The sequence below is a fragment of the Bradyrhizobium sp. BRP22 genome, from assembly GCF_020194175.1.
In the GTDB taxonomy this organism is placed as follows: Bacteria; Pseudomonadota; Alphaproteobacteria; order Rhizobiales; family Xanthobacteraceae; genus Bradyrhizobium.
In genome coordinates, this window is the sequence record NZ_JADYVX010000017.1 from 131635 (window position 1) to 149935 (window position 18301).

The following is an 18301-nucleotide window of genomic DNA, read 5'->3' on the forward strand; positions in this document are numbered from 1 at the left end:
TTTACGCAAACACGCGGTGATCAATCTGTCCGTTCGGCACCACGTAGCCGTAGCGCGTATTCGACGGTTCCGGCCCGTCCTTCTCGTATTTCGCCTTCATCATCGCGAAGCGGTCGCCCTTCAGTTCCAGCATCGCACGCTTGGGCTGGACGTCGTAGAGCCGGGCATTGTTGTCGCCGAAGATCGCGCGCTTCACCGGTCCGTCCGCAGGCCCGAGCGGCGCATAGCCGAACTTCTTCTGCATCGCCTCGGGGATCTCGAGCCGCCTCAAGCCTTCGATCTGCCACTGCGGCGCGCCGGTCCAGAGTGCGTCGGTGCCCCAGCAGACATGGTCGACGCCGAGCCCCTTGATCAGCGTGCCCATCAGTGCGGCGCAGACATTCGGCTCCGCCACCAGGGTCGTGGCAAACAATTGTCCGACATCGCCATAGACGTTGTTGACGCCATATTGCGCGGGAATGTCGGCGAGGTCGGAGGTCCAGGCGATGCGGCCGGTGCGTTCGAACTCGGCCAGCGCCACTTTCGGGTCGCCGCCGACATGGCGGTAGGCGGAGTGATAGATGATGAAATTGAGTTGCGGCCAGTCTTTCGCGGCTTGCCCGACATCGGCGACGTCAGCGAAGCCGCGCAGGTTCGGATATTGCTTCTCGATGCCCGGCGGGAACAGGCCCTTGTGCACGCAGACATTCTTGATGCCCGCCTTCACCATCTTCTCGTAGCCCTTGTAGGTGACTTTCTCGTCGTCCATGCGCCAGGGATAGCGGCTGATCTCCTTGTGGGTATTGTCGCCGATCGTGTAGCCCTTGCAGGACTCGGGTCTCAGCGCCAGCGCCGCATCGAGCTTGTCGAGCCAGCCAGGCTGGCCAGGGGTGAAGATCGCGTGACAGAACACTCGCCGCGAGCCGGCCTCGTCGTTGATCTTCTTGCGCGCGTCCGCCATCTGCTCGTTGGTCAGGAACCAGTCCTGCTCGATGTCGGATGGCGCCGATGAGATCAGCGCGATCTTGGTGTCGCTATCGAGAAACATCTCCTTCTTGTAGTTGTTGAACTTCAGATCCTCGATGGTCTGCTCGTGCTCGCTCAGCTGCTTGTTCCAGCCGGCCTTGCCGACCGCCTTGCGCATCTCGACGAAGCCCATGATGCGGGTGTCGTCGCGCAGGAAATGCGTGTGCATGTCCATGATGAACTGGTCTTTCAGCGTATTCGCGCGCTCCTGCGCCATCGCCGGCGTTGCGGCTTCAGCCTTGTTCACGGCGAACAGCGGTCCATAGACCTCGTTCATCGCCAGGAAAGAGGCGGCCATGCCGGCCGCCGTCTGGAAGAATCTCCGGCGGTCGAGGCCCTGCCTGCCGCCGAGCTCGTCGGCCATCGCGAGCAGCCGGGCCTCGACCTCGCGCTGCCGCTCGTTCTGCGGGTCGGGATAGAATTCGTCGCTGGAGACGATCTGGGTCGGGATTGGCGTCGGATATTGACAAAGTTCCGACGGCATCAAGGCTGCAAGTTCTTCTTCGGTGAGATTGCTGCTCATGAACTACTCCCTGTATTGCGCCGGATTCTTCTCCGGTCTGGCGGGCGCGAAGACTAGGCCCAGTTTCGCCAAGCGTCGTGGCTTCTTCCCGCGGCAACGTTCACAAACGCGTGCGCCGAGTTTCGCAACACGTGCGACAACACGATGGGTGCTCTCTCGCAACGGCGCGCCAACGCTGCTAATCTCTTGACCTGCGATCGGACGAAGAATCCGAACCACGGGAGAGGCGAGCCATGGCGCGTTCCGAACAAGCGGTCCCAAGGCGCACAGTCATCAAGGGCATCGGTGCAGGTCTCGCCGCCGGCGCCATCGGCGCCCCGTCAGCGCAGGCCGAGACGGCGGTTCCATCGCAAGCTGGAGAGATCTGGAGCAGCGAATACTGGGCGAAGAAGGGCGATGTTCCGCTTTGGATGTACCGCAAGCGGATCGGAGCGCCGCAAACAGGCGAGCCTGCACGCCCGGTGGTGTTCTTCGTCCATGGCTCATCGGTGACCTCGCGGGTGTTCGACGTCAGCGTGCCCGGCAAGGGCGAATATTCCGTGATGAATGAATTCGCCCGCTATGGTTTCGACTGCTGGACCATGGACCACGAGAATTACGGCAAGTCCGGCCGCACCTCGGGCAATTCCGATATCGCGAGCGGCGCTGAGGACCTGAAAGCCGCGGTCGAGGTCATCGCTGGTGCGACCGGCCGACAGAAATACCATTTCGTCGGCGAGTCCTCGGGCGCGCTGCGCGCCGGCGCCTACGCCATGGTCGCGCCCGAGCGCATCGATCGGCTGGTGTTTGCGGCTTTCACCTACAAGGGCGAGGGATCGCCGACACTGGCAAAGCGCGCCGAGCAGCTCGACTATTTCCGCTCGCACAACATGCGCAAACGCGACCGCGACATGATCCGCTCGATCGCGACCCGCGACAAGCCCGGCACCTCCGACCCCGCCGTGATGGAAGCGCTGGCGGATGCCGAATTGCAGTTCGGCGACCAGATTCCGACCGGCACCTATCTCGACATGACCGCCAATCTGCCGGTGGTGCATCCGGAGAAGGTGCTGGCGCCCGTGTTGCTGATCCGCGGCGAACATGACGGCATTGCGACGGTCGCCGATCTCGAGGCGTTCTACAACCGGCTGCCGAACGGCGACCGCCAGTTCGTCATCCTCCCCGGCACCGCCCATTCCGTGGTGCTCGCCATCAACCGGCAATTGTTCTGGCATGTGACACGATCGTTCCTGACCATGCCGACGCCGATCGCGACGTAGGCTCAGGGCTCTCGGTGTCGTTCCGGGGCGATGCAAAGCATCGAACCCGGAACCTCGAGATTCCGGGTTCGCTTCGCGCCCCGGAATGACCGTGTAACTTTTTTTAGATCCCCTGTCGGACTCCCGCCCGCCCGTCCGTCCTTGGGCTGAACACCATGCAAAAGGAGCCCATGATGTCCAAACTGATCTTCGTGAACCTGCCTGTCAGCGACCTTGCCCGCTCGACCGCCTTCTACCAGGCGATCGGCGCGGCCAAGAACCCGCAATTCTCCGATGATACCGGCTCGTGCATGGTGTTCTCCGACACCATTCACGCCATGCTGCTTACCCACGACAAATTCCGGCAGTTCACGCCCAAGAAGATCGCCGACGCCAGGACCACGAGCGAAGTCCTGATCTGCCTTTCCGCCGACAGCCGCGACGCCGTCGACGATATCACCGCCAAGGCGAAGGGCGCCGGCGGCAATGCCGATCCGTCGCCCAAGCAGGACTATGGCTTCATGTATGGCCGCAGCTTCGAGGATCCGGACGGCCACATCTGGGAAGTGGTCTGGATGGATGTCGAAGCCGCCACCAAGGCTCAATGCGCCACCGCCTGATTGCCGCTGAACACGTAGGAGCCTATCATGTCCAGGATCACCCCTTGCCTGTGGTACGACGGCGACGCCGAGGAAGCCGCGAAGTTCTACGTTTCGCTGCTGCCGGACTCGCGAATCGATACAGTCCAGAAGAACATCATCGATGGTCCCGCCGGCAAGGCCGGCACGGTGCTGGTGGTCGAGTTCACCTTGGCCGGTCAGCATTTCATGGCGCTCAATGGCGGCGTGAAGATGGAATACACCTACGCCGCCTCGTTCATGATCGACTGCGCCGACCAGGCCGAGGTCGATCGGCTGTGGGACGCGCTGCTCGCCAATGGCGGCAAGCCCGAGCAATGCGGCTGGCTGAGGGACCGCTTCGGCGTTCCCTGGCAGATCGTGCCGAGCGCGCTGCCCAAATATATCGGCGGCCCCGACAAGGCCGGCGCAGCACGCGCGATGCAGGCCATGCTCGGCATGGTCAAGCTGGATATCGAAGGCCTGCGCCGCGCCTATGAGGGCAAGTCGGCGGCGTAATCGATTGCCTCCGCACGGCTGTTCTCTCCCCTCAGCCTGAGGAGCGCGTAGCGCGTCTCGAAGGATGCAGGCCTCGCTTTGGCCTCATGGTTCGAGACGGCGCATCGCGCCTCCTCACCATGAGGGGAGACATCAGTAATTGACCCGCAGGCCCACGCCGCCGTGCACCGTGGTGCCGACCGGATGCGGACCGGCCGTGCCGTTGACGAAGAGGTCGGCGACCCAGCCCTTGGTATTGCGGAAGCCGAGCCGGCCGCCATATTGGAACCACAGCCCCGTTGCTTGGTGACGATCAGCGCGAAATAAGTTCGATGCAATGGACAGAAAAATCGGCAGCGCTCACAATCGATTCATTGCTGCACCGTGATCGCCCGAAGACATCGTGCCCGAATCACCTTCTGTTCCAGCCACACGCACTGTTCTCACCGCGGCCAGTATCTTTATCGTCGCGCATCTTCTGCTCCTGATCGGCCTGAGCGCGCCGGAAAAATTCTACTTTGACGAGGTGCATTACGTGCCGGCGGCGCGGCAGATGCTCGAGCCGGTGATGCGAGAGCCGCTGCTCAACCCGATGCATCCGCCGCTCGCCAAACAGCTCATTGCGCTGTCGATCAGGACGTTCGGCGACAATCCGTTCGGGTGGCGCTATCCCGCCGCATTGTTCGGAGCGCTGGCGCTGGTCGGGGTCTATCTCGGCGGACTGGCGCTGTTCGCTCGGCAGTCCTCGGCAATCGCGGCCACGCTCATCGCCGCATTCAACCAGATGCTGTTCGTGCAGTCGCGGATCGCGATGCTGGATGTTTTCGCGCTCGCCTTCAGCCTGTTCGCGATCGCGGCGTTCGTCCATGGCTTCCGGCAGGCGCGGCCGCATCTTTGCTTCGCGCTTGCGGGATTGGCATCCGGCCTCGCTGTGGCCTGCAAATGGAGCGGCCTGCTCGTGCTCGCAACCTGCATCGCCGTCGTCGCCGCGATCCGGCTGATGCAGGGCTGGCGCACGCAGTTCGCCGATGCCAGGCCGGAGGACTGGTATCGGCCCGAGCTCTGGCCCGATTTTCGTTTCCATCACTTCGCCGCATGCTTCGCGCTGCTGCCTGTGATCGTCTATCTCGCCAGTTTCGTTCCGCTCTATGGATTTTCGTTTGCCGATATCCTGGAGGCGCAGCGCCGCATCTTTGCCGACAACACCACCGCCGCGATCGCCGGCCACACCTATATGAGCTCATGGCCGTCCTGGCCGTTCCTCGTGCGTCCGGTCTGGTATCTCTTCGACAAGCTCGGTGACGACCACGTTGCCGCCGTGGTCCTGCTTGGCAATCCCCTGATCCTGTGGCCGGCGCTCGCTGCGCTTGCAATTGCCTTGCGTGATTGGATCGTCGTGCGGCGGGCGGATGCCTTCCTGGTGCTGGCGTTCTATCTTGGTCCCTATCTCGCTTGGGCGTTGCTGCCGCGCACGCTCGGCTTCATCTATTACTACCTGCCGGCCGCGACCACCGCGAGCTTTGCCCTGGTCTATGCGCTGACCCGCGGCCAGGCTCCGCGCTGGCTGCTGTGGGTCTTCGTCGCCATCGGCGCGCTGGGCTTTGCAGCCATGCTGCCGATCTCGGCCGCCTTCATCGGTAGCTCGATGGCTACTTTTAACCGTCTGATGCTGTTCCAGAACTGGATCTGAGCCGCTGGGCTTGACGGGCCTTTACCGCTCATGGATTTTTGTATGCAAGAGTAGGTCCATCGACTTGCTTCAAGGCAGTGGAAGGACGGTCATGCTGGAGCGTTTCCTCGATTCGTCAACGCTTTCCCCGCACGGAATTTGCCTGTTGTGGGAGCCTGGGCTGATCTGGCTCCACGTCATCTCCGACGCACTGATCGCGGCCGCCTATTTTTCCATTCCGGTGGCGCTGGCCATCTTCGTGTCGAAGCGGCGCGACGTCGCGTTCGGCTGGGTGTTCTGGGCTTTTGCGCTGTTCATCCTGTTCTGCGGCTTCACCCATGTGTTGTCCATCGTCACGCTCTGGGTGCCGATCTATGGCATCGAAGGCATCGTCAAATTAATGACGGCCGTCGCCTCCATCGTCACCGCCGCCATGCTGTGGCCGCTGCTGCCCAAGCTCCTGGCGCTGCCCTCGCCGTCGCAACTCCGCGAGGCCGAGGACCTGCTGCGACAGTCGCAGCAGGTGACCGGGGGCGTCGCGCACGATTTTAACAATCTGTTGACGGTCATCAGCGGCAATCTCGAAATCGCCGCGCGCAGCGTGCAGTCCGACGGCGGCGTCAAGCGCGATCGGCTCGCGCGGGTGATCGGCAACGCCTCAAGCAGCGCGCAGAGGGCGGCGCTGTTGACGCAGCAGCTCCTGACCCATGCGCGCGGCGAGCCGCCCGATCTCAAGCCTGCCTATCAGGCGCCTCCCGCAACCGCTGTCTCCGTCAAGGAGGGCAGCGCGCCGGTGGCTGCAAGTGCCGGCAGCGAGACGATCCTGGTGGTCGAGGACGAAGACAGCGTGCGGTCCTATCTGATGGAGACCCTGCAGGAACTCAATTACAAGGTCCATGAAGCCGCCAACGGCGCAGTTGCGCTGGCGCTGTTCAAGACCGGACGATTCCATGTCGACCTGCTGCTCACCGACATCATCATGCCCGGCCTCAATGGCCGCGAACTGGCCGACGAGCTGCATCGACTCCAGCCCGACCTGAAGGTGCTGTTCATGACCGGCTATGCCGGTAATGTCGTCGGCGATCAGGATCGGCCCGACGAGGACGTATCGCTGTTGCAGAAGCCGCTGACGCAGACCGTGCTCGCGGCAAGGATCAGGGAAATGCTCGACAAGCCGTAGCCAGGATGAGGCGAAGCGTCATCCGGGCCCATCGCCGTATCTCACGTTCCCGGGTTGCGCTGCGCTTCACCCGGGCTACGGATCGATCCGCGGCTTCACTGCGCCGCCGTTTTGGTTTCCATGTTGACGACCTGAACCCGGCGGTTGGTCGGATCGAGCGGCGCATTCGGATCCTTCGGCTTGCTCTCACCATAACCGACGGCGACCAGGTTGGAATCGGCGATGCCGTAGTGCTCGGTCAGGTACTTCTTGATCGTATCGGCGCGGCGCTCGCTGAGCTCCTGGTTGTAGGCGTCGCTGCCGACCGCGTCGGTGTGGCCGGCGACCACGAAGGTCGAACCCTTCAGGTTCGGATTCGACAGCGCCTTGCCGAGCTCCTGTACCGCCTGTGTCGAACTCTTGCTGATCTCGGCCGAGTTGAAGTCGAAATGGATCTCGAGGTTGATCTGCGGCTTGGTCGCGGCGAGCTCGGCAATCTCCTGGCGTTCGCCGAGCGAGAGCGAGCGGGTCGGACGGTTGCGCAGGCTGTCGACGAATTTCGTCTCCTTGGCGGTCGCCACGGTGTCCACCTGCTGCGGGCCGGTGGACAGGCCGCGGGTCAGCGGCTTGGATTTGAGCGCATTCACGATCTGGTCGGCCCGAACGACGCTGTCGCCGGCGAAAGCCAGGCCCGCCGTCATCGACAGCGCGGCGCCGATCGTCAGGATGGAAAGTCCATGAAAGCGGGTCATCGTCTTAAATCCTCTAAGTATGCGCCGGCCGGATTGGCTCGCCTGGCGCTTTGATGCTCCGACGATAGGTCAGGTTCAAATTGCCGGATGTGATGTGGATCACGTAGGGGCGTGCTTGCCTTCTGGCCGCTGGGCTCTGGCGCTCGATCAAGGACTCCATCACAGTCGAGGAGCCAACGCCCATCTGCGTACTGCGTAGCGGCGGTGCGGCCATCATTGCGGAGGTGGCGGCCTCTCGGCGCGTTCTTCGGTGGCATGATGGACGGACTGTCCCGGCGATGCAGGTCCGCACGGCGAAATCGAGAAAGGCGGCCTGATTGGCTTTTCTCGTCGCCACGATAAACCGGTTGACGACCGCGACTGCTGGTCGCAGCTCGTCTCGGCTTCATCGCGTTGCAATACAGAAAAAATAACTTTCCACTGCAAGTGCGGCCGCCAGCCAATGCGTATTGTGTTGGCCGGTGTCACGCCGCCTTCATTCCAAGGGAGACTTTTCCGATGAAACGACTGATCCTGGCTGCCGCGTTCTCGGCTGTCGCTTTCGGACCTGCTTTCGCCAAGCCGATGGCCTGCACCACGGAGAACATGGCCAAGTCGACCGCCGCGATGAACACGATGCCGGAAGGGCCCGGCAAGATGGCGATCGCCAAGAGCATGAGCAAAGCCAACACCGAAATGAGCAAGGGCAACATGCGCGGCGCCTGCAAGCACTATCTTGAGGCCCAGGCAGCACCCAAGTAATCTGGCGAAGCAGTCTCTAAAGGCCGCTTTACGCTTTGGCCGCGCCGACCGGCGCGGCCTTTTCGTTGCTCGCGGTCCATGCCGCGAATCCGTGGACGGTGATCTCCGCGCAAGCACTTGGCCTCGCCGGAACGGAAAACCGGCGTCCACTTTTCTGCATCATGCTCTACATTGGGGCCGATGCCCCGCCCGATTCCATCCCATCCCCTGAGCAGGACCGACGCCCGCCGCCTCTGGCTTTCGGCCCAAAGGCTCGATACGCCCGTGCCGTTCGGCGACGGGCCGGCGGCGGTCGCCGCCGCTGTCGAACATCTCGGCTATGTGCAGATCGACACCATCAACGTGATCGAGCGCGCCCACCATCACATCCTCTACAGCCGCATTCCCGATTATCGCCGCGCCGATCTGCGCCACGCCCAGAGCGTCGACAGAAGCGTGTTCGAATACTGGACCCATGCCCTCTCTTATGTGCCGGCCGGGGATCTGCGATTCTTCCTGCCGGCGATGCGGCAGCACCGGCGCGAGGGCCACAAATGGTTCAATTCGGTCACACCCGCCGACATGCGCAAGGTGATGCGCCTGATCCGGCAGGGACCGCTCACCATCCGCGACATCGACGACGACGTGTTGGTGGAGAAGGAGCATCTCTGGCAGAGCCGCAAGCCGTCGAAGCGCGCGCTGCAACTCGCCTTCTACACCGGGGTGCTGACGATCAGCGAGCGCAACGGCATGCTGAAGACCTACGAGCTGATGGCGCGGCATTTCGGCTGGGACAAGCCACCGAAGCCGGCCTCTGCGCGCGAGATCACCGCTTATCTGCTCGACCGCGCGCTGCGTTCCCAGGGCGTCGTCAGCCTGGATTCCATCTGCCATCTCGATGCGCCCAGCAAGAAGCCGGTGCGGCGCCTGATCGAGGCGCGCGTGCGGCGAGGGGAGCTGGTACCGGTCGCGCTCGAAGGCGCCGGCAAGCAGGAGCATTGGGCGCGCCCGGAGGCGCTGCAGCCGCCGGGCGAGGGCGATCCCATGCTTGTCCATATCCTCTCGCCGTTCGATCCGCTCATCATCCAGCGCAAGCGCACCGAGCTGTTCTTCGGTTACGGCCACCGTTTCGAGGCCTATGTGCCCAAGGAAAAGCGCCTGTTCGGCTATTTTGCGCTGCCGGTCCTGGTCGGGGACGAGATCGTCGCCGCCATCGACCTGAAGACCGATCGGCCGAACAAGAAGCTATTGATGCAGAAATGGAGCTGGGTCGGCAACGGCGCCAAGCGAGGCGCCCGCAAGGAGTTCAAGCCTCGCATCGAGGAAGCGCTGCATAGATTCGAGCGCTTCCAGCTCGCTAACGACCTATGAGATTTACCCGTCGTTGCGAGGAGCGCAGCGACGAAGCAATCCATGCCTCCGCGAGCGGTGAGATGGATTGCTTCGCTTCGCTCGCAATGACGGGACTGATAAGGGCAGGTCGGCGGACTGCGCCAGGGCTCCAAGTTTCGCCTCGGGAACCCGCAGCCTCCTGGCCGGTTGGTTCGTTGCGACTAATTTCAGGGAGGCGTTATGGGCAAGGACAAATCGATTCTCGACAAGATCACGGACACGGTGAAGGGCGTCGCCAGCGCCGCAGGCGATGCATTGAAGCCGGACGAGACGACCACGAAGGCCGACGAGCGCACGGCGACCTACGTCCCGCTCGCCGCCGACGGCCTCGTCTCTGATCCGATGATGATGCAGCCGATGGCAACGGCCCCGCCGCGCAAGCGGCGCGCCGCGCCCAAGCGGACGGCAGGCGGCGCAAGGCGGGCGGCAGCCGCGGCGAAGAAGACCGCGAAGAAAAGGTCGGCCAGCAAGGCCGGCAAGGCATCCGCCAAGAAGCGCTCGGCCAAGGCAGCCAAGACGACCGCGAAGAAGACCAAGGCCGCAAAGAAGACGCGCAAGGCACGGCGGTAGCCTTCAACGGTCCGTCATGCCCCGCGCACGCGGGGCATCCAGTAATCGCTGGCAGCAGTGATTGAGCCGACGGGCTGTGGCTTACTGGATCGTCCGCCGTTGCGGACGATGACGGTGGCTATTGGCTCTTGGCGAGACCCGGCAGCTCTAGGCGATCAAGCACTACACCGAGCAAAATCCCTGCGGCATAGGCGACGATATTCCATGCCGAGAAGATGCGGCCGAGCAGCAGCGCGCCGGCGGTCGTCAGCCTGAAAGCGTCGAGCCATGGCGTATGCACCAGCCGGAACAATTCCACGCAGATTGCGATCGCAAGCGCGATCAGCGCCACGGTCCGCCGTGACCATCCCGCCGCAGCAATCGCGACCAGGAAGAACACCATCGTCCCCCACAACAGCGAGCCGCCATACTTCACGACGAACGCCGGAAACCCCACGTCGAAGCCGAACCGGCGCAGCGTCAGCCCGGCGATGATGATCGAAAGACAAAGCAGGACGCGGACAATCATGATCGGGAAAGCCTCGTGGGAGACCGAGCTAAAGCCCGGCCCGCAGCCCGGCGCAAGCTCGTCAGGCTGTCGCGCTCCACGCGCCCAGCAATGAACCTTTGTCACAATTCCGATTGACACCGTGCGGCTGATGCTGAAAACCCCTTCGCAACAGCAATAACAGCCCTCGGGGGGACACCCATGAGCCAGACCACCACACTTGCCGCCGCCGCAAGTGCGAAGAGCGAGATCGAGACCTCGACCATCCGCGCCATCTCGGCGCGCCTAATTCCGTTCCTGGTGCTGGCCTACTTCTTCTCCTATCTGGACCGCGTCAATCTCAGCTTCGCCGCGCTGACGATGAACGCGGATCTGAAGTTCTCGCCGCTGGTCTTCGCCTGGGGCGCCGGCATCTTTTTCATCGGCTATTTCATCTTCGAGGTGCCGAGCAATCTCGCGCTGGAGAAATTCGGCGCCAGCCGCTGGATCGCCCGCATCATGGTGACCTGGGGCGTGATCTCGGCGCTGATGGCGACCGTCAGCGGCGAGTGGAGCTTTCTTGTGCTGCGTTTCCTGCTCGGTGTGGCGGAGGCCGGCTTCTTCCCCGGCATCATCCTCTATCTGACCTATTGGTATCCGGCCGAATACCGCGCCCGCTTCCTCGCCGCCTTCGCGATCGCCGTGCCGGTGTCCACCGTGATCGGTGCGCCGATCTCCGGGCTCCTGCTCGGGCTTGACGGCCTGATGGGGCTGAGGGGCTGGCAGTGGCTCTTCATCATCGAGGGCATCCCCTCGGTGCTGCTCGGCGTCGTCACCTGGTTCTATCTCACCGACAAGCCGGAGAAGGCGAACTGGCTGACCGCGGAGCAGAAGGCATGGCTCAAGGCAAAGCTCGACGCCGAGGTCGCGGCCAAGCAGGCGGTGCGGCACTTCACGCTCGGCGAAGCGCTGTCCTCGCCCAAGGTGATCGCGCTCAGCCTGATCTATTTCGGCTTCGTCGGCGCGCTCTATGGGATGCAGTTCTGGCTGCCGCAGATCGTGAAAGCCTTCGGCCTCACCAACGCGCAGACCGGCTTTGTCACCGCGATCCCCTATCTGTTCGGCACCATTGCGATGGTGCTGTGGGCGCGGCACTCCGACGCCACCCGCGAGCGCGTCGCCCATGTCGGCGGACCGCTCTTGCTCACGGCGCTCGCGCTCGGCGTCTCCAGCTATCTCACCGATCCCACCATCACCATGGTCGTGCTGACGATCGCAGGAATCGGCACCTTCTGCACCTTCGCGGTGTTCTGGACATTGCCGACGGCCTGGCTCTCCGGCACGGCTGCCGCCGGCGCCATCGCGCTGATCAACTCGATCGGCAACCTCGCGGGCTTCGGCGGGCCCTATCTGATCGGCTGGGTCAAGGATGCAACCGGCAATACCTCGACCGGCCTGCTGGTCCTGTCTTTGCTGCCACTGGCGGCCGGCCTCCTCGTCTTCCTCGGCGGCCACGAGACCAAAACCGAATTCGCCAGCGCGAAGTAGCCAACGGCTCCGTCATTCCGGGGCGCGCGCAGCGCGAACCCGGAATCTCGAGATTCCCCGATGCGCAATGCGCATCTAAGGGTCTGGTCCTTCGGACCATCCCGGAACGACGTCCGCGACGGTAGCTCACAGCAGCTCTCAATGACCCCGACGACAACGAGCTCACGAATTGGTGTCTACTGACGATTATTGACATTCGTCAGTGATCAATCAATACTTTTCATCAGACATCAGCCCGATGGAGAGACCGATGTTCGCCCGTTCGATTTTTGCGAATTATTACAAGCTTTTGGCCGGCGCGTTGTTGGCGGCAGCGGCTATTTCGCTGGCCGGCTGCAACGAAACGGTTGCCGAAAAAGCCGATCCCGGGCGTCCGGTGCTGGTCTCCACGGTGCATTATGAGGCTGAGACCCCGGAGCGCAGCTTCGTCGGCACGATCCGGCCGCGGATCGAAAGCGACATGGGCTTTCGGGTCGCCGGCAAGGTTGCAAAACGGCTCGTCGAGGTCGGCCAGACCGTCGAGATCGGCCAGCCGCTCGCCACGCTTGATGAAGTCGATCTGAAGCTGCAGGCCGAGCAGGCCGAAGCCGAACTCCGCGCCGCCACCGGCGTGCTGGCGCAGGCGTCCGCCGCCGAGAAACGCGCCAAGGATCTGCGGGCCAAGGGCTGGACCACGGACGCGCAGTTGGACCAGAGCAGCGCCGCTGCTGATGAGGCCCGCGCCCGTCTCAACCGCGCCGAACGCTCGGTCGAACTGACCAGGAACTCGCTTTCCTATGCGACGCTCGTCGCCGACACCCGCGGTGTCGTCACCTCCACCTTGATCGAGCCCGGCCAGGTCGTGGCCGCCGGCCAGACTTCGATCCGCGTGGCGCGGCTCGGCGAGAAGGAGGCGGTGGTCGCCATCCCCGAGACCTTGCTCGGCCGCGCCAAGACCGGCGTCGCCACCGTGACGCTGTGGTCGGAAGCGGGCAAGAAGTACACCGCAAAACTGCGCGAGGTCGCGCCCTCGGCCGATCCCGCCACCCGCACCTATCTCGCAAAATTCTCGCTGCCGGAAGCCGGCGACGACGTCTCGCTCGGCATGACCGCGACGCTGACGCTCGCCGATGCCGAGACCGAGCGCGTGGCGAAGCTGCCGCTGTCGGCGCTGTACAGCCAGGGCGGCGAGCCTTCGCTCTATGTCGTCAACGATGCCGGTGAGATCTCGCTGAGGCCGGTCAAGGTGAAGGCCTATCAGAGCAATTGCGTCGTGATCGCCGGCGGTGTCGAGGAAGGCGCGAAGGTGGTGGCGCTCGGGGTGCAGAAGCTCGACCCGGCCCAGAAGGTCCGCGTCGTTGCGTCGCTGTCGTTCTGATACGTCGGCCGCAAACGGTTTTGGATATTGGAGGGTGACATGAAGCGCTTCAACCTGTCGGGCTGGGCGGTGAGCCATCCGACCCTGATCCTGTTCCTGATGATCGCGCTCGGCGCCGCCGGCTTCTTCTCCTATGAGCGCCTCGGCCGCGCCGAGGATCCGTTCTTCACGGTGAAGGTGGTCAACGTCTCCGTGATGTGGCCCGGTGCGACCGCGAACGAGATGCAGACCCAGGTTGCCGACCCCATCGAGAAGAAGCTGCAGGAATTGCCATTCTTCGAGAAGGTGCAGACCTATTCCAAGCCGGCCTTCGTGGCGATGCAGGTGACGTTCCGCGATTCGACGCCGCCAAAGGATGTGCCCTATCTCTTCTACCTGCTGCGCAAGAAACTGGTCGACGTGCAGGGCCAGTTGCCGCAGGGAATCCTCGGTCCTGTCGTCAATGACGAGTTCTCCGACGTCGATTCCATCCTCTACATGATGACCGGCGACGGCGCCGACTACGCGCAACTGAAGAAGGCGTCCGAAGGCTTTCGCCAGCGGCTGTTGCGCGTGCAGGGCGTGACCAAGGTCGATGTCTACGGCATCCAGGACGAGCGCATCTATGTCGAATTCTCCCACGCCAAGCTCGCCACGCTCGGCATCACGCCGCAGGCGCTGTTCGACTCGCTCGCCAAGCAGAACAACGTAACCCCGGCCGGCACGGTCGAGACCTCCTCGCAGCGCGTGCCGCTGCGTGTCACCGGCGCGCTGGACGGCGCGAAGGCGGTGGCCGAGACCCCGGTCGAGAGCAACGGCCGCGTGTTCCGCCTGGGCGATATCGCGACCGTGACCCACGGCTTCGTCGATCCGCCGACATTCACCGTGCGCCAGGAAGGCAAGCCCGCGCTCGGCATCGGCGTGGTCACCGCCAAGGGCGCCAACATCCTCGAGCTCGGCGAGGAGGTCAAAAAGGCGACCGCCGAATTCATGAAGGCGGTGCCGCAGGGCATTGATATTGAGCAGATCGCCGACCAGCCGAAGGTGGTCGAGCACGCGGTCGGCGAGTTCGTGCACTCCTTCGTCGAGGCGCTCGCGATCGTGCTGTTCGTCTCCTTCCTCGCGCTCGGCTGGCGCACCGGCATCGTGGTGGCGCTGTCGGTGCCCCTGGTGCTCGCGATCGTCTTCATCGTCATGAACGCGATGTCGCTCGACCTGCACCGCATTACGCTCGGCGCGCTGATCATTGCGCTCGGCCTGCTCGTCGACGACGCCATTATCGCGGTCGAGATGATGGTGGTGAAGATGGAGCAGGGCTGGGACCGCATGCGCGCCGCATCCTTCGCGTGGGAATCAACGGCGTTTCCAATGCTGACCGGTACGCTGGTCACCGCGGCCGGCTTCCTGCCGATCGGCTTTGCCAATTCGGCGGTCGGCGAATATGCCGGCGGCATCTTCTGGATCGTCGCGATCGCGCTGGTCGCATCCTGGTTCGTCGCGGTGATCTTCACGCCCTATATCGGCGTGAAGCTCCTGCCCAACATCAAGGTGCACCACAACCACGATCCGCACGCGATCTATGAGACGAGGCTTTATCGCGGCTTGCGCGCGGTGGTGCAGTGGTGCGTCAGTCACCGCATCACGGTGGTGGCTTCCACGGTCGGCGTATTCATCGCCTCGATCGTCGCCTTCGGCCACGTCCAGCAGCAGTTCTTCCCGCTCTCCGAGCGCCCCGAGCTGTTCCTGCAACTCCGCCTGCCGGAAGGCACCGCCTTCAACGTGACCGAGACGGCCGTCAAGAAGGCCGAGGACCTGTTGAAGGGCGACAAGGATATTGCGACCTACACCGCCTATGTCGGCCAGGGCTCGCCGCGCTTCTGGCTCGGCCTTAACCCGCAGCTTCCGAACGAGGCCTTTGCCGAGATCGTGATCCTGTCCAAGGACGTCGAGGCGCGCGAGCGCATCAAGGCCAAGATCGAGAATGCGGTGGCGAACGGCGCGCTCAACGAAGCGCGTGTGCGCGTCGACCGCTTCAATTTCGGCCCGCCGGTCGGCTTCCCGGTTCAGTTCCGCGTGATCGGTCCTGACGCCCAGAAGGTGCGCGATATCGCCTACCAGGTGCGCTACGTCATGCGGCAGAATCCGAACGTCAAGGATGTGCAGCTCGACTGGAACGAGCAGTCGCCGTACCTCAAGCTGGTCGTCGACCAGGACCGCGCCCGCGCGCTCGGCCTGACCCCGCAGGAAGTCTCGCAGGCGCTCTCGATGCTGATCTCGGGCGCGCCGGTCACGACGATCCGCGACGGCATCGAGAAGGTCAGCGTGATCGCGCGCGCCGTGCCGTCCGAGCGGCTCGATCTGGCACGCGTCGGCGATCTCACGATCACCTCACGCAATGGTGTCGCGGTGCCGCTGCAGCAGATTGCAAAAATCGAATATGCTCATGAGGAGCCGATCCTGTGGCGGCGCAATCGTGACATGGCGATCACCGTGCGCTCCGACGTCGTCGACGGCGTGCAGGCACCCGATGTCACCAACCAGATCTCGCCCAAGCTCACGGAAATCCGGAATCATCTCGAGCCGGCCTACCGGATCGAGCCGGGCGGCGCGTTCGAGGAATCGGCCAAGGGCAATGCATCGATCTTCGTGCTCTTCCCGATAATGGTGCTGGTGATGCTGACGCTGCTGATGATCCAGTTGCAGAGCTTTTCGCGCCTGCTCCTGGTCTTCCTCACGGCGCCACTCGGCATCGTCGGCGCCTCGCTGGGCTTGAACGTCGCCAACCAGCCGTTCGGCTTCGTGGCGCTGCTCGGCCTGATCGCGCTCGCCGGCATGATCATGCGTAACACCGTGATCCTGGTCGATCAGATCGAGACCGACGTCGCCCACGGCCTGACGCGCAAGGAGGCGATCGTGGAGGCCACGGTCCGCCGCGCCCGCCCGGTGGTCTTGACCGCGCTCGCCGCCATCCTGGCGATGATCCCGCTGTCGCGCTCGGCGTTCTGGGGCCCGATGGCGATCACCATCATGGGCGGCCTGTTCGTCGCGACCTTCCTGACGCTCCTGTACCTGCCGGGCCTTTACGCCCTATGGTTCCGCAAGAGCCTGGATGAGAGCGGGGTACCTGACAAAGCCGCTTCGGCGGCGCAGCATGACGGCAATGCTCGCCCGGCAATTCCGCTTGCTGAAGCCGCTGAATAGTTGAACAGTGAATACGAATTGAGTCCTGACAGATGACGCTGGTTTCGGAACATATCGAAAGTGACACCCGGGAGCGGATCCTCGTGGTGGCCGAGCGGCTGTTCCGCCAGATCGGCTACCAGAAGACCACGGTCGCCGACATCGCCAAGGAGCTCCGGATGAGTCCCGCCAACGTGTATCGCTTCTTCGATTCGAAGAAGGCGATCCATGAAGGCGTGGCGCGGACGCTGATGGGCGAGGTCGAGGTCGAGGCGTTGCGGATCGTGCGGGAGCCGGGCCCGGCGAAGACCCGCCTGCGCGAGCTGATGAAGACCATCAACCGCATGAACACCGAGCGCTATGTCGGCGACTCCAAGCTGCATGAGATGGTCGAGATCGCCATGCAGGAGGACTGGGACGTCTGCGTCGCCCATATGGAGATGATCGCCTCCACCATCGCCGAGGTGATCGGGCAGGGCGCGGCCTCCGGCGAATTCGAGGCTCCGGATCTGCAGCTTGCCGCGCTCTGCGCCACCACCGCGATGATGCGCTTCTTCCACCCCCAGATGATCGCCCAATGCGCCACCAAGCCGGGCCCGACCATCGACCAGATGATCGATTTTGTGATCGCGGGCCTCTCACCGCGTGGTAAGTTGACGAATTGACATCATCCTGGTCATTCCGGGGCGATGCGAAGCATCGAACCCGGAATCTCGAGATTCCGGGTCTGGTCCTTCGGACCATCCCGGAATGACGCCGTATCCTCGAGGAATTCAGCGTGACCGCGAAAGACCTGCATTATTACGAGCCGAAGAACGGCCACGGCCTCAAGCACGATCCCTTCAACGCCATCATCGCCCCGCGTCCGATCGGCTGGATCTCCTCGCGCGACGCCAAGGGTCACGTCAACCTCGCACCCTACAGCTTCTTCAATGGTTTCTGCTACGTCCCGCCGATCATCGGCTTCTCCTCCACCTCCTGGAAGGACAGCGTCGCCAATATCCAGGAGACAAAGGAGTTCGTCTGGAATCTCGCCACCATGGACCTGGCGAAGCAGATGAACGCGACCGCCGCCCATGTCGCCCGCGACGTCAGCGAGTTTACGGTCGCGGGATTGACGGCGGCCCCAAGCAAGATCGTCAACGTGCCGCGGGTCGCGGAAAGTCCCGTCTCGTTCGAGTGCAAGCTGACCCAGATCGTCCAGCTACAGAACGCCGGCGGCGACAAGGTGCCGGCCTGGGTGACCTTCGGCGAAGTCGTCGCCGTCCACATCGACAAGGCCATGATCAAGGACGGCGTCTACCAGACCGCCGCCGCCCGCCCCATCGTCCGTGCCGGCCGGCGAGGCGACTATTTCGAGATTCGCCCCGAGAACATGTTCGAGATGGTCCGCCCGGATTGATCTCCCTTTCTTCCCCTTCTCCCCGCTCTTCGCGGGGAGAAGGTCGGGATGAGCGACTATCTGGATTGTCAAGTTGCATTGGCGTATTGGGCTCGCGCGTCGCGAGCTTTTGCATTGAGTCTGACGAGGAGCTTGCGCGCCAAGGCAATGCGAATGACCATTTTCTCTTTGCCGGCCCTGAGCAGCCTGTCACGGAACTCTCCGAGGCTTTTGTCGTATCGGGCGG

16 protein-coding genes and 1 pseudogene are annotated in these 18301 nt (G+C 63.5%); 13 read left to right on the top strand and 4 right to left on the bottom strand.

All coding sequences use genetic code 11. The features are described 5' to 3' along the window. Position 1: 1 nt before the first annotated feature. A complete protein-coding gene (locus I6F35_RS21600) occupies positions 2 to 1528 on the bottom strand; it encodes an amidohydrolase family protein (protein ID WP_225119684.1) in 1527 nt (508 codons plus the stop codon). A 233-nt stretch (positions 1529 to 1761) separates the two neighbouring features. On the opposite strand from I6F35_RS21600, the gene I6F35_RS21605 reads away from it, so the two are divergent. The 5 genes from I6F35_RS21605 (at position 1762) to I6F35_RS21625 (ending at position 6730) form a co-directional block, all read left to right on the top strand. Next, positions 1762 to 2787: an alpha/beta fold hydrolase gene (locus I6F35_RS21605; protein WP_225119685.1), complete on the top strand. Its 1026-nt coding sequence runs from the start codon at positions 1762 to 1764 to the stop codon at positions 2785 to 2787. Positions 2788 to 2960: 173 nt separating this feature from the next. Then, the gene (locus I6F35_RS21610; RefSeq protein WP_225119686.1) at positions 2961 to 3386 is read left to right on the top strand and encodes a VOC family protein; all 426 of its coding nucleotides are present in this window, start codon (positions 2961 to 2963) and stop codon (positions 3384 to 3386) included. 27 nt (positions 3387 to 3413) lie between these two features. Continuing rightward, positions 3414 to 3902, top strand: a complete 489-nt coding sequence (locus tag I6F35_RS21615; RefSeq protein WP_225119687.1) for a VOC family protein — start codon at positions 3414 to 3416, stop codon at positions 3900 to 3902. Positions 3903 to 4281: 379 nt separating this feature from the next. Continuing rightward, entirely contained in the window at positions 4282 to 5571 is a 1290-nt protein-coding gene (locus I6F35_RS21620; RefSeq protein ID WP_225119709.1) for a phospholipid carrier-dependent glycosyltransferase, read from the top strand. Positions 5572 to 5662: 91 nt separating this feature from the next. Beyond that, positions 5663 to 6730, top strand: coding sequence for a response regulator (locus I6F35_RS21625; protein ID WP_225119688.1), 1068 nt, complete (start codon positions 5663 to 5665; stop codon positions 6728 to 6730). Positions 6731 to 6825: 95 nt separating this feature from the next. Here I6F35_RS21625 and I6F35_RS21630 read toward each other — a convergent pair whose 3' ends face one another. Next, a complete protein-coding gene (locus I6F35_RS21630; RefSeq protein ID WP_225119689.1) occupies positions 6826 to 7461 on the bottom strand; it encodes an OmpA family protein in 636 nt (211 codons plus the stop codon). A gap of 498 nt (positions 7462 to 7959) precedes the next feature. On the opposite strand from I6F35_RS21630, the gene I6F35_RS21635 reads away from it, so the two are divergent. The 3 genes from I6F35_RS21635 (at position 7960) to I6F35_RS21645 (ending at position 10143) form a co-directional block, all read left to right on the top strand. Next, complete coding sequence (locus tag I6F35_RS21635) at positions 7960 to 8202, top strand: hypothetical protein (protein ID WP_225119690.1); 243 nt, start codon at positions 7960 to 7962, stop codon at positions 8200 to 8202. A 180-nt stretch (positions 8203 to 8382) separates the two neighbouring features. Beyond that, the gene (locus I6F35_RS21640; RefSeq protein WP_225119691.1) at positions 8383 to 9552 is read left to right on the top strand and encodes a crosslink repair DNA glycosylase YcaQ family protein; all 1170 of its coding nucleotides are present in this window, start codon (positions 8383 to 8385) and stop codon (positions 9550 to 9552) included. A gap of 201 nt (positions 9553 to 9753) precedes the next feature. Continuing rightward, positions 9754 to 10143, top strand: a complete 390-nt coding sequence (locus I6F35_RS21645) for a hypothetical protein (RefSeq protein WP_225119692.1) — start codon at positions 9754 to 9756, stop codon at positions 10141 to 10143. 118 nt (positions 10144 to 10261) lie between these two features. Here the strand turns inward: I6F35_RS21645 and I6F35_RS21650 are convergent, their stop codons facing one another. After that, positions 10262 to 10651: a DUF2809 domain-containing protein gene (locus I6F35_RS21650; RefSeq protein ID WP_225119693.1), complete on the bottom strand. Its 390-nt coding sequence runs from the start codon at positions 10649 to 10651 to the stop codon at positions 10262 to 10264. A 180-nt stretch (positions 10652 to 10831) separates the two neighbouring features. Between I6F35_RS21650 and I6F35_RS21655 the strand changes: the two genes are divergently transcribed. From I6F35_RS21655 to I6F35_RS21675, 5 genes are all read left to right on the top strand, one after another. After that, positions 10832 to 12157 carry an MFS transporter gene (locus I6F35_RS21655; RefSeq protein WP_225119694.1) on the top strand — a complete coding sequence of 442 codons (1326 nt, stop codon included), beginning with the start codon at positions 10832 to 10834 and terminating at the stop codon, positions 12155 to 12157. 250 nt (positions 12158 to 12407) lie between these two features. Next, the gene (locus tag I6F35_RS21660) at positions 12408 to 13514 is read left to right on the top strand and encodes an efflux RND transporter periplasmic adaptor subunit (RefSeq protein WP_225119695.1); all 1107 of its coding nucleotides are present in this window, start codon (positions 12408 to 12410) and stop codon (positions 13512 to 13514) included. 39 nt (positions 13515 to 13553) lie between these two features. Further along, the gene (locus I6F35_RS21665; RefSeq protein ID WP_225119696.1) at positions 13554 to 16694 is read left to right on the top strand and encodes an efflux RND transporter permease subunit; all 3141 of its coding nucleotides are present in this window, start codon (positions 13554 to 13556) and stop codon (positions 16692 to 16694) included. A 32-nt stretch (positions 16695 to 16726) separates the two neighbouring features. After that, a complete protein-coding gene (locus I6F35_RS21670) occupies positions 16727 to 17338 on the top strand; it encodes a TetR family transcriptional regulator (protein WP_225119697.1) in 612 nt (203 codons plus the stop codon). Between the two features lie 113 nt (positions 17339 to 17451). Further along, the gene (locus I6F35_RS21675; protein ID WP_225119698.1) at positions 17452 to 18075 is read left to right on the top strand and encodes a flavin reductase family protein; all 624 of its coding nucleotides are present in this window, start codon (positions 17452 to 17454) and stop codon (positions 18073 to 18075) included. Positions 18076 to 18143: 68 nt separating this feature from the next. Here the strand turns inward: I6F35_RS21675 and I6F35_RS21680 are convergent. After that, positions 18144 to 18301 (bottom strand): annotated as a pseudogene (locus I6F35_RS21680) (IS110 family transposase); the annotation flags it as partial.

Coding starts and splice junctions, on each gene's coding strand:
- I6F35_RS21600 (WP_225119684.1), bottom strand. CDS start 1,528: ATGAGCAGCAATCTCACCGAAGAAGAACTTGCAGCCTTGATGCCGTCG.
- I6F35_RS21605 (WP_225119685.1), top strand. CDS start 1,762: ATGGCGCGTTCCGAACAAGCGGTCCCAAGGCGCACAGTCATCAAGGGC.
- I6F35_RS21610 (WP_225119686.1), top strand. CDS start 2,961: ATGTCCAAACTGATCTTCGTGAACCTGCCTGTCAGCGACCTTGCCCGC.
- I6F35_RS21615 (WP_225119687.1), top strand. CDS start 3,414: ATGTCCAGGATCACCCCTTGCCTGTGGTACGACGGCGACGCCGAGGAA.
- I6F35_RS21625 (WP_225119688.1), top strand. CDS start 5,663: ATGCTGGAGCGTTTCCTCGATTCGTCAACGCTTTCCCCGCACGGAATT.
- I6F35_RS21630 (WP_225119689.1), bottom strand. CDS start 7,461: ATGACCCGCTTTCATGGACTTTCCATCCTGACGATCGGCGCCGCGCTG.
- I6F35_RS21635 (WP_225119690.1), top strand. CDS start 7,960: ATGAAACGACTGATCCTGGCTGCCGCGTTCTCGGCTGTCGCTTTCGGA.
- I6F35_RS21640 (WP_225119691.1), top strand. CDS start 8,383: ATGCCCCGCCCGATTCCATCCCATCCCCTGAGCAGGACCGACGCCCGC.
- I6F35_RS21645 (WP_225119692.1), top strand. CDS start 9,754: ATGGGCAAGGACAAATCGATTCTCGACAAGATCACGGACACGGTGAAG.
- I6F35_RS21650 (WP_225119693.1), bottom strand. CDS start 10,651: ATGATTGTCCGCGTCCTGCTTTGTCTTTCGATCATCATCGCCGGGCTG.
- I6F35_RS21655 (WP_225119694.1), top strand. CDS start 10,832: ATGAGCCAGACCACCACACTTGCCGCCGCCGCAAGTGCGAAGAGCGAG.
- I6F35_RS21660 (WP_225119695.1), top strand. CDS start 12,408: ATGTTCGCCCGTTCGATTTTTGCGAATTATTACAAGCTTTTGGCCGGC.
- I6F35_RS21665 (WP_225119696.1), top strand. CDS start 13,554: ATGAAGCGCTTCAACCTGTCGGGCTGGGCGGTGAGCCATCCGACCCTG.
- I6F35_RS21670 (WP_225119697.1), top strand. CDS start 16,727: ATGACGCTGGTTTCGGAACATATCGAAAGTGACACCCGGGAGCGGATC.